Here is a 22,729-nt window from a genome sequence, read left to right on the forward strand (position 1 = left end):
CGATGGATTATTATGATCTCCTCATCAGCATATTGGGCTCGACCATCCGTCTGTCGATTCCGTTGATCTTCACCGCGCTGGCAGGCCTGTTTTCCGAGCGTGCCGGCATCTTTGATATCGGTCTCGAAGGCAAGATGCTGGCTTCGGCCTTCGCCGCGGCCTGCGTCGCCGCGATCAGCGGCTCGCCCTGGGCTGGTCTCGGCGCTGGTATCGTTGTCTCGGTTGTCGTCGGCCTGTTGCACGGTTTCGCATCGATCACCAATCGCGGCAACCAGATCGTCTCGGGCGTCGCGATCAACTTCCTGATGGCCGGCTTGACCATCGTTCTCGGCCAGGCCTGGTTCGGGCAGGGCGGCCGCACGCCGACTTTGCCTGCTACCGCGCGCTTTTCCGGCATCACTCTGCCGGGCGCCGATGCCATTCGCGACGTTCCGTTCATCGGGCCGCTCTACGCCAATGTCATCTCCGGCAACAATATCCTGACCTATCTCGCCTTCCTCGCCGTGCCGATTTCCTGGTGGATTCTCTATCGCACCCGCTTCGGTCTGCGGTTGCGCGCCGTCGGTGAAAATCCGGGCGCGGTCGATACCGCCGGCATCTCGGTCGAATGGCTGCGCTATCGCTCGCTGATCGTTGCCGGCATTCTCTGCGGCTTTTCGGGCACCTATCTTGCCATTGCTCAGTCGGCCGCCTTCATCAACAACATGTCGGCGGGCAAGGGTTATATCGCTCTCGCCGCACTGATCTTCGCCAAGTGGAAGCCGGTGCCGGTCATGTTCACCTGTCTTCTCTTCGGCTTCCTCGATGCCTTTGCCAATTTCATGCAGGGCAAGTCGGTTCCGGGCATTGGCGAGGTGCCGGTACAGATTTTCCAGGCGCTGCCCTATATCCTCACCTGCATCCTGCTTGCAGGCTTTATCGGCGTCGCCAAGCCCCCGAAGGCCGGTGGCGTGCCCTATACCAAGGAGCGCTAAACCATGTCGCATGATCTGTTCGAGGCCGCGCGCGGCGCGATGGCTTTCGCGCATGCTCCCTATTCGAAATTCCCGGTCGGCGCGGCGATCCGTGCCGAGGACGGCAAGATCTACACCGGCGCCAATATTGAGAACCTGTCCTTCCCGCAGGGCTGGTGCGCTGAGCCCACGGCGATCAGCCACATGATCATGGCTGGCGCCAAGAAGATCGTCGAAATGGCTGTCATCGCCGAGAAACTGCCGCTCTGCCCGCCTTGCGGCGGCTGCCGGCAGAAGATCGCCGAATTTGCCAGCAAGGGAACGCGCATCTATCTTTGCGACGAAACCGGCGTGAAGAAGACCATGACCATGGACGAGATGCTGCCCTTCAGCTTCGAAACGGAGGTGCTCGGATGAGCGCGGCCGTCGATATCCTCACGGAGAAGCTCGGCGAACTGAAGCCGCGCTACGGTATCATTCTGGGCTCCGGCCTCGGCTCTCTCGTGGATGAGGTCAAAGACGCCCTGCGCATTCCCTATGCCGATCTGCCCGGTTTCCCGGTCAGCGCCGTCTCTGGCCATGCCGGCACGCTGGTCGCAGGCAAGCTCGGCGATGTCCCTGTCATCATGCTCTCCGGCCGCGTGCATTATTACGAAAAAGGCGACGCCAACGCCATGCGCGAGCCGATCGAAACCCTGAAGGCGCTTGGCGTCGACACGCTGATCCTGACGAACTCGGCCGGATCGCTGCGCGAGGAGATGCCGCCGGGCTCGGTGATGCAGATCACCGATCACATCAACTATTCCGGCATGAACCCACTGATCGGCGAGGAAAGCGACAGGCGCTTCGTCGGCATGACGAGCGCCTATGACATCGATCTGATCATGCGCATGCGCAAGGCGGCGGAAAAGGCCGAGATCAAGCTGTCACACGGCGTCTATATGTGGTTTTCCGGCCCGAGCTTCGAAACACCGGCAGAGATCCGCATGGCGCGCATTCTGGGCGCCGATGCCGTCGGCATGTCGACGGTGCCGGAAGTCATTCTGGCGCGTCTTTTCGGTTTGAGGGTTGCCGCTGCCTCCGTCGTCACTAACTATGGTGCTGGCATGACCGGTGGCGAGCTCTCGCATGACGAGACGAAGGACATGGCTCCGGTCGGCGGCGCACGCCTCGCCGCTATCCTGAAAGAAATGATCGCGGACGAAGGAGACCCAGAATGACGGGCCATTCCCTGAGAGAAACGGCAGCCGTTGCGCTTTCCCTTCTCGACCTGACCAATTTGAAGGACGACTGCACGCCGGCGCAGATCGAGGCGCTGTGCGCTCGCGCGCAATCGCCCTATGGCAATACGGCCGCAATCTGCATCTGGCCGCGTTTCGTCGCTCAGGCGCGCGGCATTCTCGGCGCCGATCATGCCGTGAAGATCGCGACCGTGGTGAATTTTCCGAGCGGCGACATGGAAATAGCCGATGTTGCCGCCGAGGCGCGTGAAGCCATTGCCGACGGCGCCGACGAGATCGATCTGGTCATTCCCTATCGCGCTTTTCTGGCCGGCAATGAGCAGGCCGTCACCGACATGGTCGCGGCTGTGCGGGCCGAATGCAAGGGGCCGGTCCTCCTGAAGACCATCCTCGAAACCGGTGAGATCAAGGATACCGCGCTGATCCGGCGCGCGTCGGAACTTGCGATCGACGCCGGCTCGGACTTCATCAAGACCTCCACCGGCAAGGTCGCCGTCAACGCGACGCTGGAAGCCGCTGATATCATGCTGCGGGCGATCCGCGCCAGCGGTCGCAAGGTCGGCTTCAAGCCTGCCGGCGGCATCGGTTCCGTTTCCGATGCGGCCCTGTATCTCAGCCTCGCCGAGACCATCATGGCGCCCGATTGGGCCATGCCTTCGACTTTCCGCTTCGGTGCATCGAGCCTGCTCGATGATATCCTGAACGTGCTGGCTGGCGGCGAGTCCAAGACGGCCTCTTCAGGCTACTGACCCATGATCCCGCAGGAGATTATCCGGCAGAAGCGCGACGGCGCCACCCTTTCGTCCGCCGATATCGATGCGTTTATCGACGCATTGGGCCGTGGCGAACTGGCCGAAAGCCAGATCGGCGCCTTTGCCATGGCCGTCTGGTTTCGCGGGATGACGCGGGAAGAGACGGTGGCTCTGACGCTCGCCATGGCCCGCTCCGGCGATATCCTGTCCTGGGATGGCATCGGCAGACCAATTGCCGACAAGCATTCGACGGGTGGCATCGGCGACAACGTCTCGCTGATGCTCGCCCCTATCGCGGCTGCCTGCGGCCTCGCCGTGCCGATGATTTCGGGTCGTGGTCTCGGCCACACCGGCGGCACGCTCGACAAGCTCGAATCCATTCCCGGTTACGGAATCACGCCGGATGCTGCCCGTTTCCGCAAGGTGGTCGATGAGGTCGGCTGTGCCATCATCGGCCAGACCGGTGCGCTGGCGCCCGCCGACGGCAAGCTCTACGCAGTGCGCGACGTCACCTCGACGGTCGATTCCGTGCCGCTGATTACGGCGTCCATCCTCTCGAAGAAGTTGGCGGCCGGGCTAGAAACGCTGGTGCTCGACGTCAAGATCGGCAGCGGTGCCTTCATGACCTCGCTTGAGGAAGCGGAGACGCTGGCGCGCTCGCTGGTGGAGGTGGCGAATGGTGGTGGGGTTAAGACTTCGGCCCTGATTACCGACATGAACCAGCCGCTCGCCGATGCCGCGGGCAATGTCGTTGAGCTTCGCAATTGTCTGGATTTCCTGAAAGGAGCCAAGGCAGGCACGCGGCTTGAAACGGTCGTGCTGGCCTTCGCATCTGAAATGCTGGTTCAGGCCGGCATTGCTGCGGGTGCTGCCGAGGCGGAGGGGAGGGCGCGCGAGGCTTTGGCGTCCGGCAAGGCGGCAGAGATCTTCGGTCGCATGGTGCATGGTCTCGGCGGTCCAGCAGATCTGCTCGAACATCCCGATCGCTATCTGGCAAGCGCGCCGGTGCAGAAGCCGATTCTCGCGGCCGCCGATGGCTGGCTCGGCGCCTGCGATGCGCGAGGGATCGGCATGAGCGTGATCGATCTCGGCGGTGGCCGCCGCCGCCCGCAGGACAGGATCGACCATCGCGTCGGCTTTACGGATATCCTGCCGCTCGGCACGAAGATCAGCAGAGGTGATCGCATCGCCACCGTTCACGCGGCGGACGAGGCAAGTGCACAAAAGGCTACGGCCGATTTGTCGGCTAATTATCGCATCGTGGTTGCAGCGCCAGCGCTCTCGCCTGTCATCCTCAGCAGGATTTGATCTGAAAGCAGCAGTATGGGTCGTCCCGCGGCTTCGTGACCTGTCCTGTCCGTTCTATTGCTTCAGGAGCAGGGTGCCATTCTGCACTCCGTAGGAGTTCAGCTTCTTCATAAAGCTCATGCCGATCAGCGTCGTACTCAATGCGCTGTCCTTTGCCACCACGGCGTCGACATCGCGAACCCGGATCGTACCGATCTCCAGACGGTCGAGTTTGACGTAGGCGACTTTGGAAGCGCCATTCGCGGTTTGGACCGTGTAGCGATAGTCGAGATCGACGCCGCTGAAACCAAGGCTGCGCGCGGTGCTTTCGTTCATCGCCACATAGGTCGCGCCCGTGTCGATCATGCCGTGCACGGACCGGCCGTTGATGGTGAAATCACCCTCATAGTGGCCGCCCGCATTGGCGCGTAGCTGAACGCTGCCGTAGGAAACGGGTGCCTCGGTCTTCGGTGGGGCAAGGGAAACTGCTTCGACCGGCACTGGCTTTCCTGCGCGCTCGCCAAAACTGTCAACGAGCATCGGCACCTGGGTCGCCGCAACGGCAATGATACCGGCAAAGACAAGAACGCGAACGAGCATCGGCAAGGCCCCTCCTGCGGGCCATGCCATCTATAGATGAGCTTTGCTGAAATGCCGCTAATGCAATCAATAAAAAGCCCGGCAGTTGTGTAATTGCCGGGCTCGGTCAAAAGTATAATAGCGGATTTACTTGGTGCCGTACATACGGTCGCCGGCATCGCCGAGGCCAGGCACGATATAGCCCTTCTCGTTCAGATGGCTGTCAATGGCGGCGGTGAAGACCGGCACGTCCGGATGCGCCTTGCGGAAGTTGGCGATGCCTTCCGGAGCCGCCAGCAGGCAGAGGAAGCGGATATTGTGCGCGCCGCGCTCCTTCAGCTTCTCGATCGCGGCAATCGAGGAATTGCCGGTTGCCAGCATCGGATCGACGACGATGATCAGGCGTTCGGAAATATCCTCTGGCGCCTTGAAGTAATATTCGACCGGCTGCAGCGTTTCGTGATCGCGGTAAACGCCGATATGCGAGACGCGGGCCGAGGGCACGAGATCGAGCATGCCTTCGAGCAGGCCGTTGCCAGCGCGCAGGATCGAGGCGAAGACCAGCTTCTTGCCCTCGAGGATCGGCGCATCCATCGGCTGCAGCGGCGTTTCGATGGTCTCGATCGTCAGTTCGAGGTCGCGTGTGACTTCGTAACAGAGCAGCGTCGAAATCTCGCGCAGCAGCCGGCGGAAGCTTCCCGTCGACGTGTCCTTCTTGCGCATGATTGTGAGCTTGTGCTGCACAAGCGGGTGATCGATGACAGTGACGCCGTCCATGGTTTCAGCCTTCCAGTAATTCCGTGATATGAGATGGTTCTTTCACGGAAAACGCCTTTGGTGCAAGAAAATAGGCCGCTTTTCGAGATTTCATCCCCAATCTGCGGCCTAAACCACGCTTTTAGAGCTTCGCGAACAATGCCGCCCGCGTCGCCTCGTCCACGAAGGCCGCTTCGATCGCCGTGCGGGTCATAGCGTTGATCTCGTCGTCGCTGAAACCGAAGGCTGTTGAGGCCAGTTCGTATTCGCGCTCCAGCGAGGTGTGGAAGAACGGCGGGTCATCGGAACTGATCGTGACCTTCACGCCGGCATCGCGCAGCTTGCGCAGCGGGTGCGACTGGAAATCCGGAAAGACCTTGAGCGCGACGTTGGAGCCAGGGCACACTTCCAGCACGGTGCCGAGATCGGCAAGGCGCTTGACGAGATCCATGTCCTCGATGGCGCGCACACCATGGCCGATACGAGCCGGGCGCACCAGGTCGACAGCATCGGCGACGCTGAATGCGCCGCAGACCTCGCCCGCATGAATGGTGATGCCGAGACCGGCCTCGCGGGCGATATCGAAGGCGCGGGCATAATCGGCAACGCGGCCCATGCGCTCTTCGCCGGCCATGTTGAAACCGGTGATCAGTGGATTGTCGCTCTTGGCGGCATATTCCGCTGCCTTCACCACGCGGTCCGGGCCGAAATGGCGTTCGCCGGTCACGATCAGCCGCGCCTCGATGCCGGTCTTTGCCTTGGCGGCGCGGATGCCGGCCGAAACGCCTGCCATATAGGCGTCGGCTCCGAGGCCGATGCGGTCGCCATGGTCGGGCGAGACGATGAGTTCGCTATAGATCGTGCCGATGCCGGCAAGCTCTTCGAGATAGGTTTCGGTCAGCAGCGCATAGTCTTCCTCAGTGCGGTAAACCTCGGAAACCTTATCGTAGCAAACCAGGAATTCGGCAAAATCCTCCCAGAGGTAAACGCCGTCCTTGAGGAAGGCGCGGGTATCGACGCCGTATTTCTCTGCCTGAGCCAGCGTCAGAGCTGGCGGGGCGGCACCTTCCAGATGGCAGTGCAGCTCCACTTTCTTTAGATGCGATGTCAAAGGAAACTCCTCCCGTGCGGCCCGGCCGCAATTCCCAAATGTCTGGCAACCGTCTCGCCGATATCGGCATAGGTCTGGCGGACGCCGATGGAGCGCGAGCGAATGCCCGGTCCGTAAGCCATGACAGGCACGCGCTCGCGCGTGTGATCCGTGCCGCGCCAAGTCGGGTCGCAGCCGTGATCGGCTGTCAGAATGACGAGATCACCCGCCTTCAGCTTCTTGTGCACCTCAGGCAGGCGCGCATCGAAGGCTTCGAGCGCGGCGGCATAGCCCCGCACGTCGCGGCGATGACCGTAGACCATGTCGAAATCGACGAAATTGGTGAAGACCAGATCGCCGTCCTCAGCCTCGTCCATGGCTTTCAGTGTCGCATCCATCAGCGCCATGTTGCCATTGGCCTTGATGACCCTGGAGATGCCCTGATGGGCAAAGATATCGCCGATCTTGCCGACGGCATGCACCGTGCGCTCGGCTTTCACCAGGCGGTCGAGCAGCGTCGGTTCCGGCGGCAGCACCGAGAAATCGCGGCGATTGCCGGTTCGCTCGAAAGTCGCCACCGTCTCGCCAATGAAGGGGCGGGCAATGACGCGGCCGATATTGTAGGGATCGAGCAAGGTGCGCACGATCTTGCAAAGGCCGATCAGCCGGTCGAGGCCGAAATGCTGTTCGTGTGCGGCGATCTGGAAGACGGAATCGGACGAGGTGTAGCAGATCGGCTTGCCGCTGCGGATGTGTTCTTCGCCAAGCTTGGCGATGATATCCGTGCCGGAGGCATGGCAATTGCCGAGAATCCCTGGCAGATCGGCCGCTTCGCAGATGGCCTTTACCAGCTCCGGCGGGAAGGCATCGCCTTCTGCCGGAAAGTAACCCCAGTCGAACATGACGGGCGTGCCGGCAATTTCCCAATGGCCCGATGGCGTATCCTTGCCGCGGGAGGTTTCGCTCGCGCATCCATAGAGGCCGTAGAGCTTTTCCGGCAAAGGCATGCCGGCAGGATAATTGCCAGTGGCCGCCTTTGCGATCTCCAGCAGACCGAGGCCGGACATGATCGGCAATGCCAGCGGACCCTGGCGCAAGCCTTCGCGGTCGGCAGCGCCAGCGGCGCAGAACTCGGCGATATGGCCAAGCGTATCGGCACCCTCATCACCATAGCTTGCCGCATCCGGGCCGCCGCCGACACCGAAAGAATCCAGAACGAAGAGAAAGGCGCGTGCCATAGATCACCCGATAGAAAGTCGTCACCCGGCAGGTCTTCCGGGTTATTGGACGTCACCCATATAACGGAGGCATCGGCTTGGCAATTTTCCGTTTAGAAGTGGTACTTCGGGCACGGTTTTAGCCGTCGGGCTATCAGCAATCGCTGCAGCTGATCGAAGTGCCGACACGCTGCCGGTAGTAATATTGCCGGCTGATGGTGATCTGGTTTGTGCCGCTTGGCAGGAAATTGGCACCGAAGGTGAGGAGCTGATAGGGGAGGGCAAGCTCGCTACGGACGAGGAATGTGCTTGCTTGATTCATGTTGGCCGGCACCGTGACCGTGGAGCCTGGTGTATATGGCCTGGTTCCGTCCTGTGCCCAGGACCAGGCAACGGTCGCCTTGCCGGTCGCGTCGATCGCAATACCGGTGATCTTCAACGTCAGGCCGGTCGTGCTATAGGGCGCGAAGATCGCGCCGGCAACGGACGGCATGCCCGCAAGCACGGACTTGGTGACCGTCGATTGCTGCGAGACGATGTCTGCGATCGAACCGGCAGAGCGGCTGGCGCGTTTCGACGCATTGAGGCCGACGGTAAGCTCGAAGGCACCGAGATAGAGCATCAGCAATACGGGAAAAAGAATAGCGAATTCGATCGCGCCGACGCCACGTTCGTCACGAGCGAAGCGTTTCAGGATGCCAAAGGGCGCACTCTTTTTCCCGGTCATGCTCATGAGGCCGTTCACGGATAATTCTCGTTCTGAAAGGCCGCGGTTGCGACGATGAGATAGACTGAGGCCGAGCCGTTGGTTGGATGCACATTGGTAAGATAGGGGCGCAGCAGATCCGTTATGATCTGCCAGCGATAATAGGCGCGCACCATGTTCAGCGACTTGGCGCCGCCGGGGGTAAAAGTGAATCCGGTGGTGCTGAGATCGGAATAGGAGTTGAGAGGGATCGTTGTCGGCATGGATGCGAAGCTCGAATAGCTCTCCACATCGAGGTAGAGGTTCGCCGGCGTCTGTACTTCGGTGGAGGAGCAGGTAATGAGCACGGCAATCTCGTTGCAGAATGCCTGTCGGAATTGCTGCGAAGTCGTATTGGCTGCCGTAATCTGTCCGGTTCGGATCTGGCGCGCCAGAGTATCGACCGCGTTTGAAACGACCTGCTCCGCAGTGAAGGCGACGAAGGTTTCGATGATCGCAAAGACGATTAGAAAATAGGGGATCGCAAGTAACGCAAATTCGATCGCTGCTGTCCCGTCCCGAGAACGCACGAATTCACGCAAGCTGCCTCGGACACGGCGACGTGCGCGGCCTGTATTGGCGTGAAGGGTATTATCTGGCGTCATGGGAAGTCCGCGGCGATTTACACGCGGACGACACTAGAATTGCTTTCTTGATAATCCGTTTCTCTTCTCTCTTCATATTTAGAGGAAACCGGGATTATCGTTTGCTGCTTAATTCCTTGAATGTACTTTAGAATATTTGCGTTATCGAATGTTATTATTGCCCGGCAGCAGCCGTTGGGGTTGTCGTCGTATTGTTCTGCTGGGCATGCTGTTCGCAATTGGGCGTGCACGACAGCACGGCGCGATCCGTCTGGCGAAACACACGGACTGTATTGCCTTCGTCGATCGACACCAGGATCTGCTCGTCCACAATGGCATTGCCGTCGGCATCGAGCAGGATGATGTTTGTCGTGCCGAAGCTGCGGCCGGTCAGTACGATGGTTTTCGGATCGGCGACCGTCGCGTCGGCAACTTGCGAATTGCCGACAATGACCTTGCTGACAGGGCGATCCAGCTTCAACACGCGCGCGTGATCCATATAGACGCGCAGCATGCTTTCTCCGGCAGCGTGTGAAAACTCTGGCGTCATGCCGGCCATGGCGACAATGCCGGCAAGGAATGCTGTTCTGCCGCCGATTGGCATGGCTTGGCCTCTTGGAAAGCGATAGTGAAAAGAATTTCTGGATAGAATGAGAAAGAATGGTGAATGAACGATTAAGCGCGTCTTCCGTCATGCAATTATGGCGCAGATGTCCCATACAGGCCTTCATCGCCATTTGATTACGCAGGGCATGTATTGTTTCGAGCCAAATCGTATATCGCGCTAATATTCATACATCTAATAATTTCTATTCGGCTAAAGATTTTCTTTAAAAGCCTACGGAATAACATAGAGGTCACGTTAACTATTCTATTTTCGCCTCTTTATTTACAACACATTAACCTAATTCTTTAAAGCGATGGAAACGGCGGGAAGCTACCGTGCAACTCATCCGATCAACGGCAACAGTTGACGGACGTGCTGTCAACAAAGTGGAGTCAAACACATGTCCAAGCTTTTTTCGCGCTTCCTGAAGGATGAGTCGGGCGCAACCGCAATCGAATACGGTCTGATCGCTGCTCTGATCTCGGTTGCCATCATCACCGGTGCAACCACCCTGGGTAACACGCTGAGCCTGACCTTTACGAACATTGCCAAGCAGATGAATACTTCCGGTTCCGGAATCGGCAGCAAAACTCAGTAATACTTCGTCTAAGTGGCGCAGTGCTTTTTGGAAGCCGCTCGAGAAAACGAGCGGCTTCCCTTATATGTGGAAGGATGCTGTCGTGATCGAAAATGTAGCGTTACTTATATTTCCACTCTGCATGTCGATTGCCGCGATTTCGGATCTGTTCACCATGACCATCCCAAATCGTGTTTCTCTCGCGCTCGCAATCTCATTCCTAATATTGGCGCCTCTCTTCGGGTTGTCGCTTGCGGAAATCGGCATGCATTTTGCCGGTGCCGGTCTTGTCTTTCTCGCATGCTTTGCGTTGTTCGCGCTGAACGTCATGGGTGGCGGTGATGCAAAGCTTCTGGCCGCTGCCACGCTTTGGTTCGGCTTCGATTCGTCCCTGATGGAATTTCTCATCTATGTCGCGTTCATCGGCGGCGTGCTGACGGTCTTGATCGTTTTACTCCGCTCCCAGGCCAACACGATACTGGCCATTGGTCTTCCGCTGCCGAATTCGTTGGTGATCGCCAAGAAAATTCCTTACGGAGTTGCCATTGCCATCGGTGGCATCATGGCCTTTCCGTCTTCGCCGCTCCTGATTGCGGCTACGGGCAGCATGTCTTGAGCCGGCGAGTAAAAATCAAACTCGAACATATATAATTTCTAATATATACCAAGTAATCATGGTTAAGTAACAATAAATGTAACTTCCCATTAACCATAATTACACCAATTGCCGGTCATTCTGTGGGCGAAGAATCCTGTTCCTCAAGGAATGACCATGAAACCCGCCCGCATAATGATACTCGCAGTGGCAGCCGTCGCGGCCGGGATGGCCGGTCTGCTCGCGATGCGCCTGGCTGGTTCGCGCGATATCGTTCCCCAGCAGATTGCGGCGGTAGTGGAGAAGGAGGCGACGATCAATGTCCTCGTCGCCGGTGCCAATCTGCCCGTCGGTTCGCGTCTGAACGAGCAATCGATCCATTGGATGCCCTGGCCGGAGAGCGGCGTCGTCAAAGGTCTCATCACCGAACGCGAGCGCCCAAATGCACTCAAAGATCTGACCGGTGCCGTTGTTCGCCTGCCGATATTCGAGGGCGAGCCGATCCGCGAGGAAAAGGTCGCCGATTCCAACAGCCGCATCCTTTCCTCATTGCTGCCGGCGGGCAAACGTGCCGTCGCCACCGAGATTTCCGTCGCCACCGGCGCAGGCGGCTTCATCCTTCCGAATGACCGCGTCGATGTGATCATGGTGCGCAAGGGTTCACAACAGCAGCTTGTCACCGAAACCGTGCTCAGCAACGTTCGCGTTCTGGCAGTCGATCAGCAGATCGAGGAAAAGCAGGACGGAAGCAAGGCCGTCGTCGGCGCAACCGCGACGCTGGAGCTGACGCCGGACCAGACGAAGGTCCTGGCCGTCGCGCATCAGATGGCCGATCGCCTGACGCTGGCACTGCGCTCCGTTGCCGACGCGCAGCAGCCCGATACGACAGCGGCGGATTATCTGCTGGCCGGGGACAATGGCGGCAGCATGATCCAAGTCATCAAATCGGGAGCGATCGTAACCGATGGCCCAAGCGGGCCGAAACCGCAGTGAGAAGGGGCGAGACCATGTTAAAGACAAGCAAGAAAGCCAGCCTCCCCCTTGCCGTGAGCCTCTCCTTCTCGGTCGCCTTTGCCGGCCTGCCCTTGGCAGATGTCCCGGCCTTTCTGCGCACGCCCACCGCTTTTGCGGGCGGATCGGACAGTATCGTCACGATAGCCGGCCTCGGCACGAAGCGCACATTGAAGCTTGGTCTCAACAAGGCGCTTGTCGTCGATCTGCCGGCCGATGCCCACGACATTCTTGTCTCCGATCCGAAGATGGCGGATGCGGTGACGCGGACCTCGCGTCGCATCTACCTTTTCGGCAAGACGGTCGGCCAGACCAACATCTTCATCTTCGGCGCCGACGGCAAGGAGATCGTCAGCCTCGATCTCCAGATCGAGCGCGACATTGCCGGGCTGCAGGCCAACCTCAAGCGCTTCATTCCGGACTCCGACATCAACGTCGAGATCGTTTCCGACAACATCGTCATGACCGGTACGGTGCGCACGCCGCAGGATGCGACACGCGCCGAGCAGCTCGCACAGGCTTTCCTCAAAGGCGGCGAAGCGACGACTCGAAACCAGACTGCCTCGGGCAGCGGCGACAACAATGCGGTCGCCATCTTCGCCGAAGCGCGGCAGACGTCGCAGATCGTCAACATGCTGCAGATCGAAGGCGAAGATCAGGTGACGCTCAAGGTGACCGTCGCCGAAATCAAGCGCAGCGTCCTGAAGCAGATCGGCTTCGACAACCTTGTCAGCAACTCCTCTGGCCTGTCGGTCGCTCAACTCGGCAGCCCTGTCTCGGATGGGACCGCGGCAACCGGCGGCGGCGGTCTGGCCAGCTTGTTCAAAACCGCCATCGGCAAATACAATATCAGTACTTATCTCAACGCTCTTGAGCAGGCTGGTGCCGTCCGCACGCTGGCTGAGCCGACGTTGACGGCGATCTCCGGTCAGGCCGCGACCTTCAATTCGGGCGGTCAGACGCTATACGCCGTGACGAACAAGGACGGGAGTGTCACGGTCACGCCCTTCACCTATGGCATCAGTTTGGCCTTCACACCTGTCGTGCTGTCTGCCGGACGAATCGCCCTGCATGTGCAGACCCAGGTTTCCAATCCGGTTGGCACGGCTAACGCCGGCACGGCAACCTATAACCAGCGCGCCGCCGATACCTCTGTCGAGCTGCCGTCGGGCGGCTCGATCGCTTTGGCCGGTCTCTTGAGCGATACCATTCAGCAGACCACCAACGGTACGCCGGGCGCCTCGAAGATTCCAATTCTCGGCGCTCTGTTCCGCCAGAAGAGCTTTCAGCGCGACGAAACCGAGCTGGTCATCATCGCGACACCTTATCTGGTGCGTCCGGTCGCCCGCAGCCAGCTTGCCCGCCCTGACGACAATTTCTCGCCAAGCAACGATATCAGCGGCTTTTTCATGAACCGTGTCAACAAGATCTACGGCCGCAGGGACGGGCCGCCGGTCGCCGATGCCGATTTCCACGGCACTGTCGGCTTCATCTACAAGTGAGGGGACACTGACCATGAAGCGTGCCTTTTCAACCGGATTAACGAGAGATCTAAAAATGGCCAGTCCCGAACGCAATGCGACTCGCATCGGCCGGCCCCGTTTCTCCGGGCTGGCTCTGATAGCACCGGCCCTGTTCCTGACGGCCGCCGCCATTAGCGGCTGCGCCGATTCACGTGATCGCATGACCACCAGTGCCATCAACGACGATTACCGGCAGCGTCATCCGATCGTGTTGACGGAGAAGGAACACAATCTCGATATCCCGGTTGCCGCCAGCGACCGGCGCCTGACGACGGGAATGCGCGATACCGTCCGCGGATTTGTCCAGGATTATCGAGCTCATGCAAGCGGTACGGTCGAAATCCTTGCGCCCAGGGGATCGATGAATTCGCTGGCGGCATCCACGTTGCGTCAGCAAATCCGCAGAGAGCTGGTTGCGAACGGCATCCCGTCAGCCCGCATCGTCGACAGCTACTATAGGGCTGGAGATCCAGGCGATGCGGCTCCGATCCGTCTGCGTTTCACAGCCACGACGGCTCTGACCAACAGCTGCGGTCAATGGCCGAATGATCTTTCCGACAACGCCTTCGACAATCAGAACTACTACAATTTCGGTTGCGCGACGCAGCGCAACCTGGCAGCGCAGATCGCCAATCCCACGGATTTGATCTCGCCCAGGGCTGTGTCGCCCATCGATACCGATCAGCGCAGCAAGGTGATCGACAATTACCGCAACGGCTCGGTTCCGACGAGTACCGCCACGCTCGGCGGCTTCAGTGGTTCCGGCCAATGATCATGGGGCTCACGCGTCGGCGCAACGGGATGAAATCATGAACGCCATCGAATACGATATCGGCTCGACTGCCCCGGAAGCGGAAGAAGTTTCGCGCTCGGGCAATCTCGACAATCTACGGCCGCTGCCGCGTATTTCCATACATGCCTTCTGCGAAAGCGAGCAGCTGCAGCAGGTGATGGACCAGTGCGCCAACGATCGGCGCATGTCCAAGGTCAGCCTCCGGATCACCAGCGGCGGTGTCGCGGCGGCGGCGAACATGTTCTCCTCGGCACCGACCCCGAATCTGATCATTCTGGAGACACGCGCCAATCCGCGCGGCCTCCTGGCGGAACTCGAGCCGCTTGCCGCAGTCTGCGATCCGAGCACCAAGGTCATCATCGTCGGCTATCACAACGACATCGGTCTCTACCGGGAACTCATCCGCAACGGTATTTCCGAATATATCGTGCAGCCCACCGACATGGTCGATCTCATGACGGCGATGACGGCGATTTTTATCGATCCGGATGCCGAACCGCTGGGCCGCAGCATTGCTTTCATCGGCGCCAAGGGTGGGGTGGGTGCATCCACGATCGCCCATAATTGCGCTTTCGGAATCTCCAGCCTCTTCTCGACCGAAACCATTCTTGCCGATCTCGATCTGCCCTATGGCACCGCCAATATCGATTTCGACCAGGACCCTGCCCAGGGGATAGCCGAGGCCGTCTATGCGCCGGAGCGCCTCGACGAGGTCTTTCTCGACCGGCTGCTGACCAAGTGCTCGCAGCACCTGTCGCTGCTCGCGGCGCCCTCGATGCTGGATCGCGCTTATGATTTCGAAGGGCAGGCATTCCTGCCGGTGCTCGACGTTCTCCAGCGCAGCGCGCCGGTGGCGGTTCTCGATGTGCCCCATGTCTGGACGGAGTGGACACGCTCGGTGCTTGGTGCGGTAGACGAGGTCGTCATCTGTGCCGCGCCCGATCTCGCCAATCTGCGCAACGCCAAGAACCTGATCGATGCTCTGCGCAAGCTGCGGCCCAACGACAAGGCGCCGCACCTCATTCTCAATCAGGTCGGCATGCCGAAGCGCCCGGAGATCAATCCTTCGGAATTCTGCGCGCCGCTGGAGACGGATCCGATTGCGATCATACCTTTTGACATCAACCTGTTCGGCAATGCAGCCAACAGTGGGCAGATGATCTCCGAGACCGATCCGAAGTCGCCGATCGCGGAAACTTTCTCGCAGATATCGCACATCGTCACCGGGCGTGTTGCTTTGAAGAAGGCAAGAAAGGGCGGTTTGCTTGGCCTTTTGAAGCGAAAGTAATCCTATGATTTCGCATAGCTTTCCGACAGCCGATCTTTCGTGAAAGCCATGCAGCAGCAGTAGAATTGGATCGAAGACATGTTTGGCAAGCGCGGAAGTGAAGGTCCTGCAAAGAGCGGTGGCGCAATGCCTCCGCCGGCACCGGCGCGTGCACCCGTTCCCGCAGGCGGGCCGACGGCGCCGGCCGTGCTGATAGAGCCGTCCCGTGATGCCGCGCAGCCGCGTCAGCAGGTCGCCCCGCCGCCGATGCAGACGCCCAGCCGGCGTCGCACGGCGCGTACCGAAGAATATTACGATACGAAATCGCAGGTCTTCTCCGCGCTCATCGATACGATCGACCTGTCGCAGCTCTCCAAGCTCGGCAACGAGGCCGCACGCGAGGAAATCCGTGATATCGTCAACGATATCATCACCATCAAGAATTTCGCGATGTCGATCTCCGAGCAGGAGGAGCTGCTCGAGGATATCTGCAACGACGTGCTTGGCTATGGCCCGCTGGAGCCGCTGCTCGCCCGTGACGACATTGCCGACATCATGGTCAACGGCGCCGGTCAGACCTTCATCGAAGTCGGCGGCAAGACGGTTGAATCCGAAATCCGCTTCCGCGACAATTCGCAGCTTCTATCCATCTGCCAGCGTATCGTCAGCCAGGTCGGCCGCCGCGTCGATGAATCCAGTCCCATCTGCGATGCGCGTCTGCCCGATGGTTCGCGCGTCAACGTCATTGCTCCGCCGCTGGCGATCGATGGGCCGGCGCTCACCATTCGTAAGTTCAAGAAGGACAAGCTGACGCTCGATCAGCTCGTCCGTTTCGGCGCCATCACGCCTGAGGGCGCGACGCTTTTGCAGATCATCGGCCGCGTGCGCTGCAACGTCGTCATTTCAGGCGGTACGGGCTCGGGCAAAACGACCCTTCTGAACTGCCTGACCAACTATATCGACCGCGACGAACGCGTCATCACCTGCGAAGACACCGCCGAACTGCAACTGCAGCAGCCGCACGTGGTGCGCCTCGAAACCCGTCCGCCCAACATCGAGGGCGAGGGCGAAATCACCATGCGCGATCTCGTCAAGAACTGCCTGCGTATGCGTCCTGAGCGCATCATCGTCGGCGAAGTGCGCGGGCCTGAGGTCTTCGACCTGCTGCAGGCGATGAACACGGGTCACGACGGCTCCATGGGCACGATCCACGCCAATACGCCGCGCGAATGCCTGAGCCGCATGGAATCGATGATCGCCATGGGCGGTTTCAGCCTGCCGGCCAAGACCGTCCGTGAGATCATTTCCAGCTCCGTCGACGTCGTCATCCAGGCTGCTCGCCTGCGTGACGGTTCGCGCCGCATCACCCAGATCACCGAGGTGATCGGCATGGAAGGCGATGTGATCATTACCCAGGACCTGATGCGCTACGAGATCGAGGGCGAAGATGCGAACGGCCGGATCATCGGACGGCACGTCTCCACCGGCATCGGCAAGCCGCATTTCTGGGATCGTGCTCGCTACTATAACGAGGAGCGGCGCCTGGCAGCTGCCCTCGATGAGATGGAACAGAAGGCGCAATAGGGTTCACGATGTTTGGTATCGATCCGATAGTGCTGCTGATTGTCCTGCTGACGGCGGTCTCCGCCGCCGCGGTTTGCTACGGCATTCTCTATTCACGGATCGAGACGCAGAAAAAGGCCGATAGCCGGGTCAACCGGGTCAAGCAGGCCGAGACCGATCGCGTCAAGGTCAAGGCTGCGCGCGATCGCGTCCAGGAAATGTCCAAGCGACGCAAGTCGGTGCAGGACACACTTAAGGACCTGGAGCGGCGACAGAGCGAAAACACGAAGAAGAAGCAGTCGCTCAAGGCACGTCTGGCGCAGGCCGGCCTGTCGTTGACGCCGTCGCGCTTCTACATTTTCAGCGTGCTCTTCGGTCTTTTCGCCGTCCTGGTGTTTTTCATCATTGGCGCACCGCCTCTCGTCATCATGGGGCTGTTCTTCGCCATGGCTTTCGGCTTGCCGCGCTGGGTCATAGGCTTTCTCATCAAGCGCCGGCAAGGCAAGTTCCTCGAAGAGTTTCCGAACTCGCTTGACCTCATCACGCGCTCGCTTCGCTCGGGCCTGCCGCTCAACGATGCAGTGCGGCTGGTGGCTGGCGAGGCGCGAGAGCCTGTCAAGACGGAGTTTCGGCGGGTGGTCGAAGCGCAGCAGGTCGGTCTTAGCATGTCGGACGCCTGCGCACGCATCGCGAACCATATGCCGCTGCAGGAAGTAAATTTCTTCTCGATCGTCATCGCCATTCAGGCCCAGGCGGGCGGCAACCTGTCGGAAGCCCTGGGCAACCTCTCGAAGGTGCTGCGCGAACGGAAGAAAATGAAGGCGAAGGTCAAGGCATTGTCGATGGAGGCCAAGGCATCCGCCGTCATCATCGGCGCTCTGCCCTTCATCGTGATGCTGCTCGTCTATCTGACGTCGCCGCAATACATGTTGATCCTGTTCACCGATCCGCGCGGCCATCTGATCTTGATTGCGGCCGGCATCTGGATGTCGCTCGGCATCTTCATCATGCGCAACATGGTCAATTTCGAGATCTGAGCGGAAGGAGCCGCGTAGCCCATGTCCGATCTGGCAGCCAATTTGACCGATCCTGGCACCCTTCTTGCCGTTGTGGTTGCCATTGCCGTTTTCGCGACCTTCTATACGATCGCCATACCGCTGCTGGAGCGTGGTGATCTCAGCAAGCGCATGAAGGCCGTGTCGACAGAGCGCGAGCAGATTCGCGCCCGTGAACGCGCACGGCTGAGCGCAGAGGGCGGCAAGGCATCGCTGCGCAGCCACAACAATCGAAACGTCAGACAGATCGTCGAGCGGTTCAACCTGCGCAATGCGCTTGTCGACGCCAATACCGTCAATCGCTTGCGGTCTGCCGGCCTGCGCTCGGAAAATGCGCTCAACATGTTCCTGGTGGCGCGATTCGTGCTGCCTTTCCTGTTTCTGGCGGTTGCGATCGTCGTCGTCTTCGTTCTCGGCTGGTTTGCCGCAAAGCCCCTGCCGATCCGCCTGCTTGGTGTCATCGGTTTCGCCTATCTGGGCTTCTACGCGCCGAACATCTATATCTCCAATCTGGTGACCAAGCGCCAGAAATCGATCAAGCGCGCCTGGCCGGATGCTCTCGACCTGATGCTGATCTGCGTGGAGTCGGGCATTTCAATCGAAGCCGGCATGCATCGCGTGTCCGAGGAAATGGCCGAGCAGTCCCCGGCGCTCGCCGAGGAAATGGTTCTGACCACAGCCGAGCTTTCCTTCCTGCAGGATCGCCGCACCGCCTTTGACAATCTCGCCGCCCGCACCCAGATCGAACTCGTCAAATCGGTGACGCAGGCGCTCATCCAGGCGGAACGCTATGGCACGCCGCTCTCGCAGGCCTTGCGTGTCATGGCGCAGGAAGGCCGCGACGAGCGCATGAACGAGGCGGAAAAGAAGGCGGCCGCACTGCCGCCGAAGCTGACCGTGCCGATGATCGTCTTCTTCCTGCCGGTCTTGATGGCAGTCATTCTCGGCCCGGCGATCATTCAGGCAATGGACAAATTCTGAGCCGCCGACTTGCTCGCGGCATGCGGGCATGATTATCTTCCATGCAATGTCGCCGATGGGCGTCAGGCGCATCGTTCCGGAAAGGCGCCGGGCGTTTGTATCGACCATATTGGGAGGTCTCACATGTCATCCTTGGCAATATTTTTCAGCGTCATCGCGGCAGTCTTCATCGGTGCGGTGAGCCCTGGCCCGAGCTTCGTGCTCGTTTCGCGCATCGCCGTTTCCCGCTCGCGCAAGGCAGGTCTTGCCGCCGCCTTCGGCATGGGAACAGGCAGCGTCATTTTCGCGACTTTGGCCCTGTTCGGCTTGAGCGCATTGCTGATGAAAGTTGAATGGCTGTATCTGGCGCTAAAAGTCGCCGGTGGCCTCTATCTGATCTATATCGGCATCCGCATCTGGCGCGGTGCTGCGGACGATCTTCCCATCGATGCGCCTACGACGCCGGCGGCGGGCGGTGTGATGCGCAATTTCCTCTTTGCGCTCGGCACGCAGCTCAGCAATCCGAAGACGGCCATTTTCTACGGCAGTATCTTCGCTGCACTCCTGCCGGCGGCTCCGGCTCCCTGGCTGCTGTTTACGGTTCCGCCCGCAGTTTTCCTGGTCGAAGTGGGCTGGTACACGGTGGTCACGATGGCCTTTTCTTCGAACCGGCCGCGGGCCATCTATCTCGGTGCGAAGTTATGGATAGATCGGGTGGCGGGCGTTGTGATGGGCGCCCTCGGCGCGCGGCTTGTCGCCGAGGGGCTGCCGCGCCACATCTGGCGTTAAAGGCCTGCGGCTATCGGGCGTGTGCCTCAACGGCTCCGCTGACGAGTTCCGTTTTCGAAAGTTGGGTAGGGAGGCCGTTACGGTTCTCCTGCTCTATTGCTGGGCTACTTTCCTGGTGTCGCCGCTGGCGGCAAGCTTCTGCCAGGAGTTCTGCTGTGCCAGCATGCCGCGCAGATAGGCGACGTTGGCGTTTGCCTGCTGCGGCGTCAGTTCCTGGCGAGCGATTTGTTCGGCCTCCGCAAAGCGGCCCTGCAGGCCGACGACGAGCGCCAGATTCTGCCGCACGCGGCTATCGGCACCCGGCTGCGCGACAGCTGTGCGAAGATAGCTTTCCGCATTCTTGAGATCACCGGTCAGCACGTAGGACATGCCGAGATTGGAAAGAATGGTCGGTTCGTTAGGGGCGAGCACGAGCGCATCGCGATATTTGGCCCGTGCGTCGGTGGATCGTCCTAGCTGATCGAGGATGGCACCCTGCGCCGAAACCAGCCGCCAGTCCGGCCGGTCCGGCAGCTGTGCGCGGTCAATGGTCGAGAGCGCTTCGTCGAGCTGCCCAGCTGCCGCCTGTGCCTTGCCGTAGGCCGCCAGCACGCCGCGGTCGGTCGGATTGGCGATCGCCACCTGCTGCATGACTGCAAGCGCCTGATCATTACGGCCGCTCATGCGCAAGGCGTTGGCGTAGTTGACGCCTGCATCGCGATCCCTAGGATTGGCGTCATAGGCCTTGCCATACGTGGCGGTCGCCTGCGCAAGATCGGTGCTGTTCATCGTGTCGAGAGGCCGCGACGCCGTGGGGATCGAGCCAGTCGTCATCCTGTCTTTTCCAGTCGTCGAGCAGCCTGCAAGCGCAAGCGCCAGAAGTGCGGCGGAAGCCCCCCGGAAAAGGAAGGTGCTGAACGAAGACGTGATTGAGACGGCGGGCATGTCGCTTATCCCTGAATTCCTTATAGTCTTGCGCCCGGCCTAGAATCGGAACAGGGAAAGGTTCGACGCAATGTTCGCTCCAGCAATAATCTGTTAACCCTAACAGACGGTTAACTCTCGATTCCCTGAAGTCCCCGATTCCCTGAAGTCATCGTCAAAGGATAGTCATGGCCCCCTATCAATTCATCGAGCGCGCGACACCCTTCAATTCGAAGGGTGGCGCGACCCTGCCGATCTTTGCCGTCACTCCGGCGCATATCGAGACAGGCACCATCGATCCCATCGCGCTCGATTGGGCACGCAAGGCGGGTTACAAGGCTGAAAGCGGCTCGCTGCTGCTGATCCCGACCGCTGAGGGGCATCTAGGCGGAGCCTTGTTCGGCCTCGGCTCCAATCCGTCCGAGCAACCCTTCCTCACGGGCAAGCTGGCACGCAGCCTGCCGGCTGGTGACTGGCATATCGAGACCGCGCCGCTGACGGCGAACCGGCTCTCGCTCGGTTTCGGTCTCGGCAGCTACCGTTTTGACCGCTACAAGTCGGAAAAAACCGCAGCACCGACGCTGATGATCCCGCGCGATGCCGATGCTGCCGATATCAAGCGCCAGCTCGCCGGCGTCTTCCTCGCCCGCGATCTCATCAATACGCCGACCAACGACATGGGTCCGGAACAGCTCGAAGCGGCCTTCCGGGCGCTTGCCGAGCACTACAAGGCAGAAATGTCCGTCATCATTGGCGATGATCTGCTGAAGGAGAATTTCCCCCTCGTGCACACAGTCGGTCGCGCCAGCGCCGATGCGCCGCGTCTCCTGGAACTGCGCTGGGGCAAGAAGGGCCATCGCCGCATCACGCTAGTGGGCAAGGGCGTCTGCTTCGATACCGGCGGCCTCGATATCAAGCCGGCATCCTCGATGCTGCTGATGAAGAAGGACATGGGCGGTGCTGCCAACGTCATGGGCCTGGCGCTGATGATTATGGACGCCAAGCTCAAGGTCGACCTGCGCGTCATCATTCCGGTCGTCGAGAATTCGATTTCGGCCAACGCCTTCCGCCCCGGCGATATCTACAGAAGCCGCAAGGGCTTGACCGTGCAGATCGACAATACGGATGCCGAGGGACGGCTGATCCTCGCCGATGCGCTGGCCTATGCCGATGAAGATACACCGGACCTGATGATCGACATGGCGACGCTGACGGGTGCTGCCCGCGTCGCGCTCGGCCCCGACCTGCCGCCCTTCTTCACGGACGACAGCGAACTTGCCAGCGATCTGACCGAGGCGAGCCTGGAGACGGATGACCCGCTGTGGCGGATGCCGCTCTATATGGGCTACGACAAGGATATCCGCACCAAATTTGCCGATATCACCAATGCGCCTGCCGGCGGCATGGCCGGCTCCATCACCGCGGCTCTGTTCCTGAAGCGCTTCGTCACGAAGACGCCGAGCTGGGTGCATTTCGACATCTATGGCTGGGCGCCGAGCGAGCGGCCCCATTCGCCCGGCGGCGGCGAGGCCCAGGCAATCCGGGCGCTGTATCATCACATCAGGCAGAGCGTACGGTAGGGGCTACATTATCGCGAGCAGATGGGTGTTCGACTATGCCGGGCCTCTGATACCCCCCCTGTCGCTGTCGCGACATCTGCCCCACAAGGGGGGAGATTGGTCACTCGCTGCACATACCTGCCACAAGCTAACGTCGTGCCTGCTGAAATCGCAGTTCGTTGTTTTGAGGTCGACGAGCGGCAAACTCCGAACGATCTCCCCCCATGTGGGGGAGATGTCGCGAAAGCGACAGAGGGGGGTGCGCACCCTCCGCGAGTTCTATGACTCGAAAGTCCATCTTCGAAGGAGCTAGAACCAAAACA

Annotated in this window: 24 protein-coding genes; 16 read left to right on the forward strand and 8 right to left on the reverse strand. The window is 60.1% G+C overall.

Annotation, left to right across the window (positions count from 1 at the left end):
- Positions 1-2: 2 nt before the first annotated feature.
- The 5 genes from GA0061103_RS20985 to deoA are packed head-to-tail and all read left to right on the forward strand — an operon-like array spanning position 3 to position 4,254.
- Positions 3-974, forward strand: a complete 972-nt coding sequence (locus tag GA0061103_RS20985) for an ABC transporter permease (RefSeq protein WP_092714631.1) — start codon at positions 3-5, stop codon at positions 972-974.
- Between the two features lie 3 nt (positions 975-977).
- Positions 978-1,370: a cytidine deaminase gene (locus tag GA0061103_RS20990; RefSeq protein ID WP_092714633.1), complete on the forward strand. Its 393-nt coding sequence runs from the start codon at positions 978-980 to the stop codon at positions 1,368-1,370.
- Positions 1,367-2,173 carry a purine-nucleoside phosphorylase gene (locus tag GA0061103_RS20995; RefSeq protein ID WP_092714635.1) on the forward strand — a complete coding sequence of 269 codons (807 nt, stop codon included), beginning with the start codon at positions 1,367-1,369 and terminating at the stop codon, positions 2,171-2,173. The genes GA0061103_RS20990 and GA0061103_RS20995 overlap by 4 nt, the downstream gene beginning before the upstream one ends.
- Positions 2,170-2,943 carry a deoxyribose-phosphate aldolase gene (gene deoC / locus GA0061103_RS21000; RefSeq protein WP_092714637.1) on the forward strand — a complete coding sequence of 258 codons (774 nt, stop codon included), beginning with the start codon at positions 2,170-2,172 and terminating at the stop codon, positions 2,941-2,943. The genes GA0061103_RS20995 and deoC overlap by 4 nt, the downstream gene beginning before the upstream one ends.
- 3 nt (positions 2,944-2,946) lie before the next feature.
- Positions 2,947-4,254, forward strand: coding sequence for a thymidine phosphorylase (gene deoA / locus GA0061103_RS21005; protein WP_092714639.1), 1,308 nt, complete (start codon positions 2,947-2,949; stop codon positions 4,252-4,254).
- A 54-nt stretch (positions 4,255-4,308) separates the two neighbouring features.
- On the opposite strand, the gene GA0061103_RS21010 is transcribed toward deoA, so the two are convergent.
- The 7 genes from GA0061103_RS21010 to GA0061103_RS21040 all read right to left on the reverse strand — a co-directional run bounded on the left by GA0061103_RS21010 (position 4,309) and on the right by GA0061103_RS21040 (position 9,808).
- On the reverse strand, positions 4,309-4,833 hold the full coding sequence (locus tag GA0061103_RS21010) for a TIGR02281 family clan AA aspartic protease (protein ID WP_092714641.1): 525 nt from the start codon (positions 4,831-4,833) through the stop codon (positions 4,309-4,311).
- Positions 4,834-4,959: 126 nt separating this feature from the next.
- Entirely contained in the window at positions 4,960-5,589 is a 630-nt protein-coding gene (gene upp, locus GA0061103_RS21015; protein WP_015338410.1) for a uracil phosphoribosyltransferase, read from the reverse strand.
- A 121-nt stretch (positions 5,590-5,710) separates the two neighbouring features.
- Positions 5,711-6,679, reverse strand: a complete 969-nt coding sequence (locus GA0061103_RS21020) for an adenosine deaminase (protein WP_092714643.1) — start codon at positions 6,677-6,679, stop codon at positions 5,711-5,713.
- Positions 6,676-7,896: a phosphopentomutase gene (locus tag GA0061103_RS21025; RefSeq protein ID WP_092714645.1), complete on the reverse strand. Its 1,221-nt coding sequence runs from the start codon at positions 7,894-7,896 to the stop codon at positions 6,676-6,678. Before GA0061103_RS21025 ends, GA0061103_RS21020 begins: the two co-directional genes overlap by 4 nt.
- A 133-nt stretch (positions 7,897-8,029) precedes the next feature.
- Positions 8,030-8,608, reverse strand: a complete 579-nt coding sequence (locus tag GA0061103_RS21030) for a TadE/TadG family type IV pilus assembly protein (protein WP_092715159.1) — start codon at positions 8,606-8,608, stop codon at positions 8,030-8,032.
- Between the two features lie 8 nt (positions 8,609-8,616).
- A complete protein-coding gene (locus GA0061103_RS21035; RefSeq protein ID WP_092714646.1) occupies positions 8,617-9,225 on the reverse strand; it encodes a TadE/TadG family type IV pilus assembly protein in 609 nt (202 codons plus the stop codon).
- Between the two features lie 154 nt (positions 9,226-9,379).
- Entirely contained in the window at positions 9,380-9,808 is a 429-nt protein-coding gene (locus tag GA0061103_RS21040; protein ID WP_092714648.1) for a pilus assembly protein N-terminal domain-containing protein, read from the reverse strand.
- 403 nt (positions 9,809-10,211) lie between these two features.
- On the opposite strand from GA0061103_RS21040, the gene GA0061103_RS21045 reads away from it, so the two are divergent.
- The 10 genes from GA0061103_RS21045 (at position 10,212) to GA0061103_RS21090 (ending at position 19,944) form a co-directional block, all read left to right on the forward strand.
- Positions 10,212-10,409 (forward strand): Flp family type IVb pilin, encoded by a 198-nt coding sequence (locus GA0061103_RS21045; protein ID WP_092714650.1) that lies wholly within the window; start codon positions 10,212-10,214, stop codon positions 10,407-10,409.
- Between the two features lie 64 nt (positions 10,410-10,473).
- The gene (locus tag GA0061103_RS21050; protein ID WP_092714652.1) at positions 10,474-11,004 is read left to right on the forward strand and encodes an A24 family peptidase; all 531 of its coding nucleotides are present in this window, start codon (positions 10,474-10,476) and stop codon (positions 11,002-11,004) included.
- A gap of 156 nt (positions 11,005-11,160) precedes the next feature.
- Complete coding sequence (cpaB, locus tag GA0061103_RS21055) at positions 11,161-11,976, forward strand: Flp pilus assembly protein CpaB (RefSeq protein WP_092714654.1); 816 nt, start codon at positions 11,161-11,163, stop codon at positions 11,974-11,976.
- Positions 11,977-11,990: 14 nt separating this feature from the next.
- Complete coding sequence (locus GA0061103_RS21060; protein WP_092714655.1) at positions 11,991-13,496, forward strand: type II and III secretion system protein family protein; 1,506 nt, start codon at positions 11,991-11,993, stop codon at positions 13,494-13,496.
- A gap of 55 nt (positions 13,497-13,551) precedes the next feature.
- Positions 13,552-14,289, forward strand: coding sequence for a CpaD family pilus assembly protein (locus tag GA0061103_RS21065; protein ID WP_092714657.1), 738 nt, complete (start codon positions 13,552-13,554; stop codon positions 14,287-14,289).
- 37 nt (positions 14,290-14,326) lie between these two features.
- The gene (locus tag GA0061103_RS21070; protein ID WP_092714659.1) at positions 14,327-15,598 is read left to right on the forward strand and encodes a CpaE/TadZ family protein; all 1,272 of its coding nucleotides are present in this window, start codon (positions 14,327-14,329) and stop codon (positions 15,596-15,598) included.
- Positions 15,599-15,676: 78 nt separating this feature from the next.
- A complete protein-coding gene (locus GA0061103_RS21075; RefSeq protein ID WP_092714660.1) occupies positions 15,677-17,161 on the forward strand; it encodes a TadA family conjugal transfer-associated ATPase in 1,485 nt (494 codons plus the stop codon).
- Positions 17,162-17,169: 8 nt separating this feature from the next.
- The gene (locus GA0061103_RS21080) at positions 17,170-18,177 is read left to right on the forward strand and encodes a type II secretion system F family protein (RefSeq protein WP_092714662.1); all 1,008 of its coding nucleotides are present in this window, start codon (positions 17,170-17,172) and stop codon (positions 18,175-18,177) included.
- A 21-nt stretch (positions 18,178-18,198) separates the two neighbouring features.
- The gene (locus tag GA0061103_RS21085; protein ID WP_092714664.1) at positions 18,199-19,176 is read left to right on the forward strand and encodes a type II secretion system F family protein; all 978 of its coding nucleotides are present in this window, start codon (positions 18,199-18,201) and stop codon (positions 19,174-19,176) included.
- A gap of 123 nt (positions 19,177-19,299) precedes the next feature.
- Entirely contained in the window at positions 19,300-19,944 is a 645-nt protein-coding gene (locus GA0061103_RS21090; protein ID WP_092714666.1) for a LysE family translocator, read from the forward strand.
- Positions 19,945-20,037: 93 nt separating this feature from the next.
- Here the strand turns inward: GA0061103_RS21090 and GA0061103_RS21095 are convergent, their stop codons facing one another.
- Positions 20,038-20,868, reverse strand: coding sequence for a tetratricopeptide repeat protein (locus GA0061103_RS21095; RefSeq protein WP_092714668.1), 831 nt, complete (start codon positions 20,866-20,868; stop codon positions 20,038-20,040).
- A gap of 167 nt (positions 20,869-21,035) precedes the next feature.
- Between GA0061103_RS21095 and GA0061103_RS21100 the strand changes: the two genes are divergently transcribed.
- Positions 21,036-22,427, forward strand: a complete 1,392-nt coding sequence (locus tag GA0061103_RS21100; RefSeq protein WP_092714670.1) for a leucyl aminopeptidase family protein — start codon at positions 21,036-21,038, stop codon at positions 22,425-22,427.
- The last annotated feature ends 302 nt before the right edge of the window (positions 22,428-22,729 follow it).

The sequence above is a fragment of the Martinezella multihospitum genome (genome assembly GCF_900094585.1).
In the GTDB taxonomy this organism is placed as follows: Bacteria; Pseudomonadota; Alphaproteobacteria; order Rhizobiales; family Rhizobiaceae; genus Rhizobium; species Rhizobium multihospitium.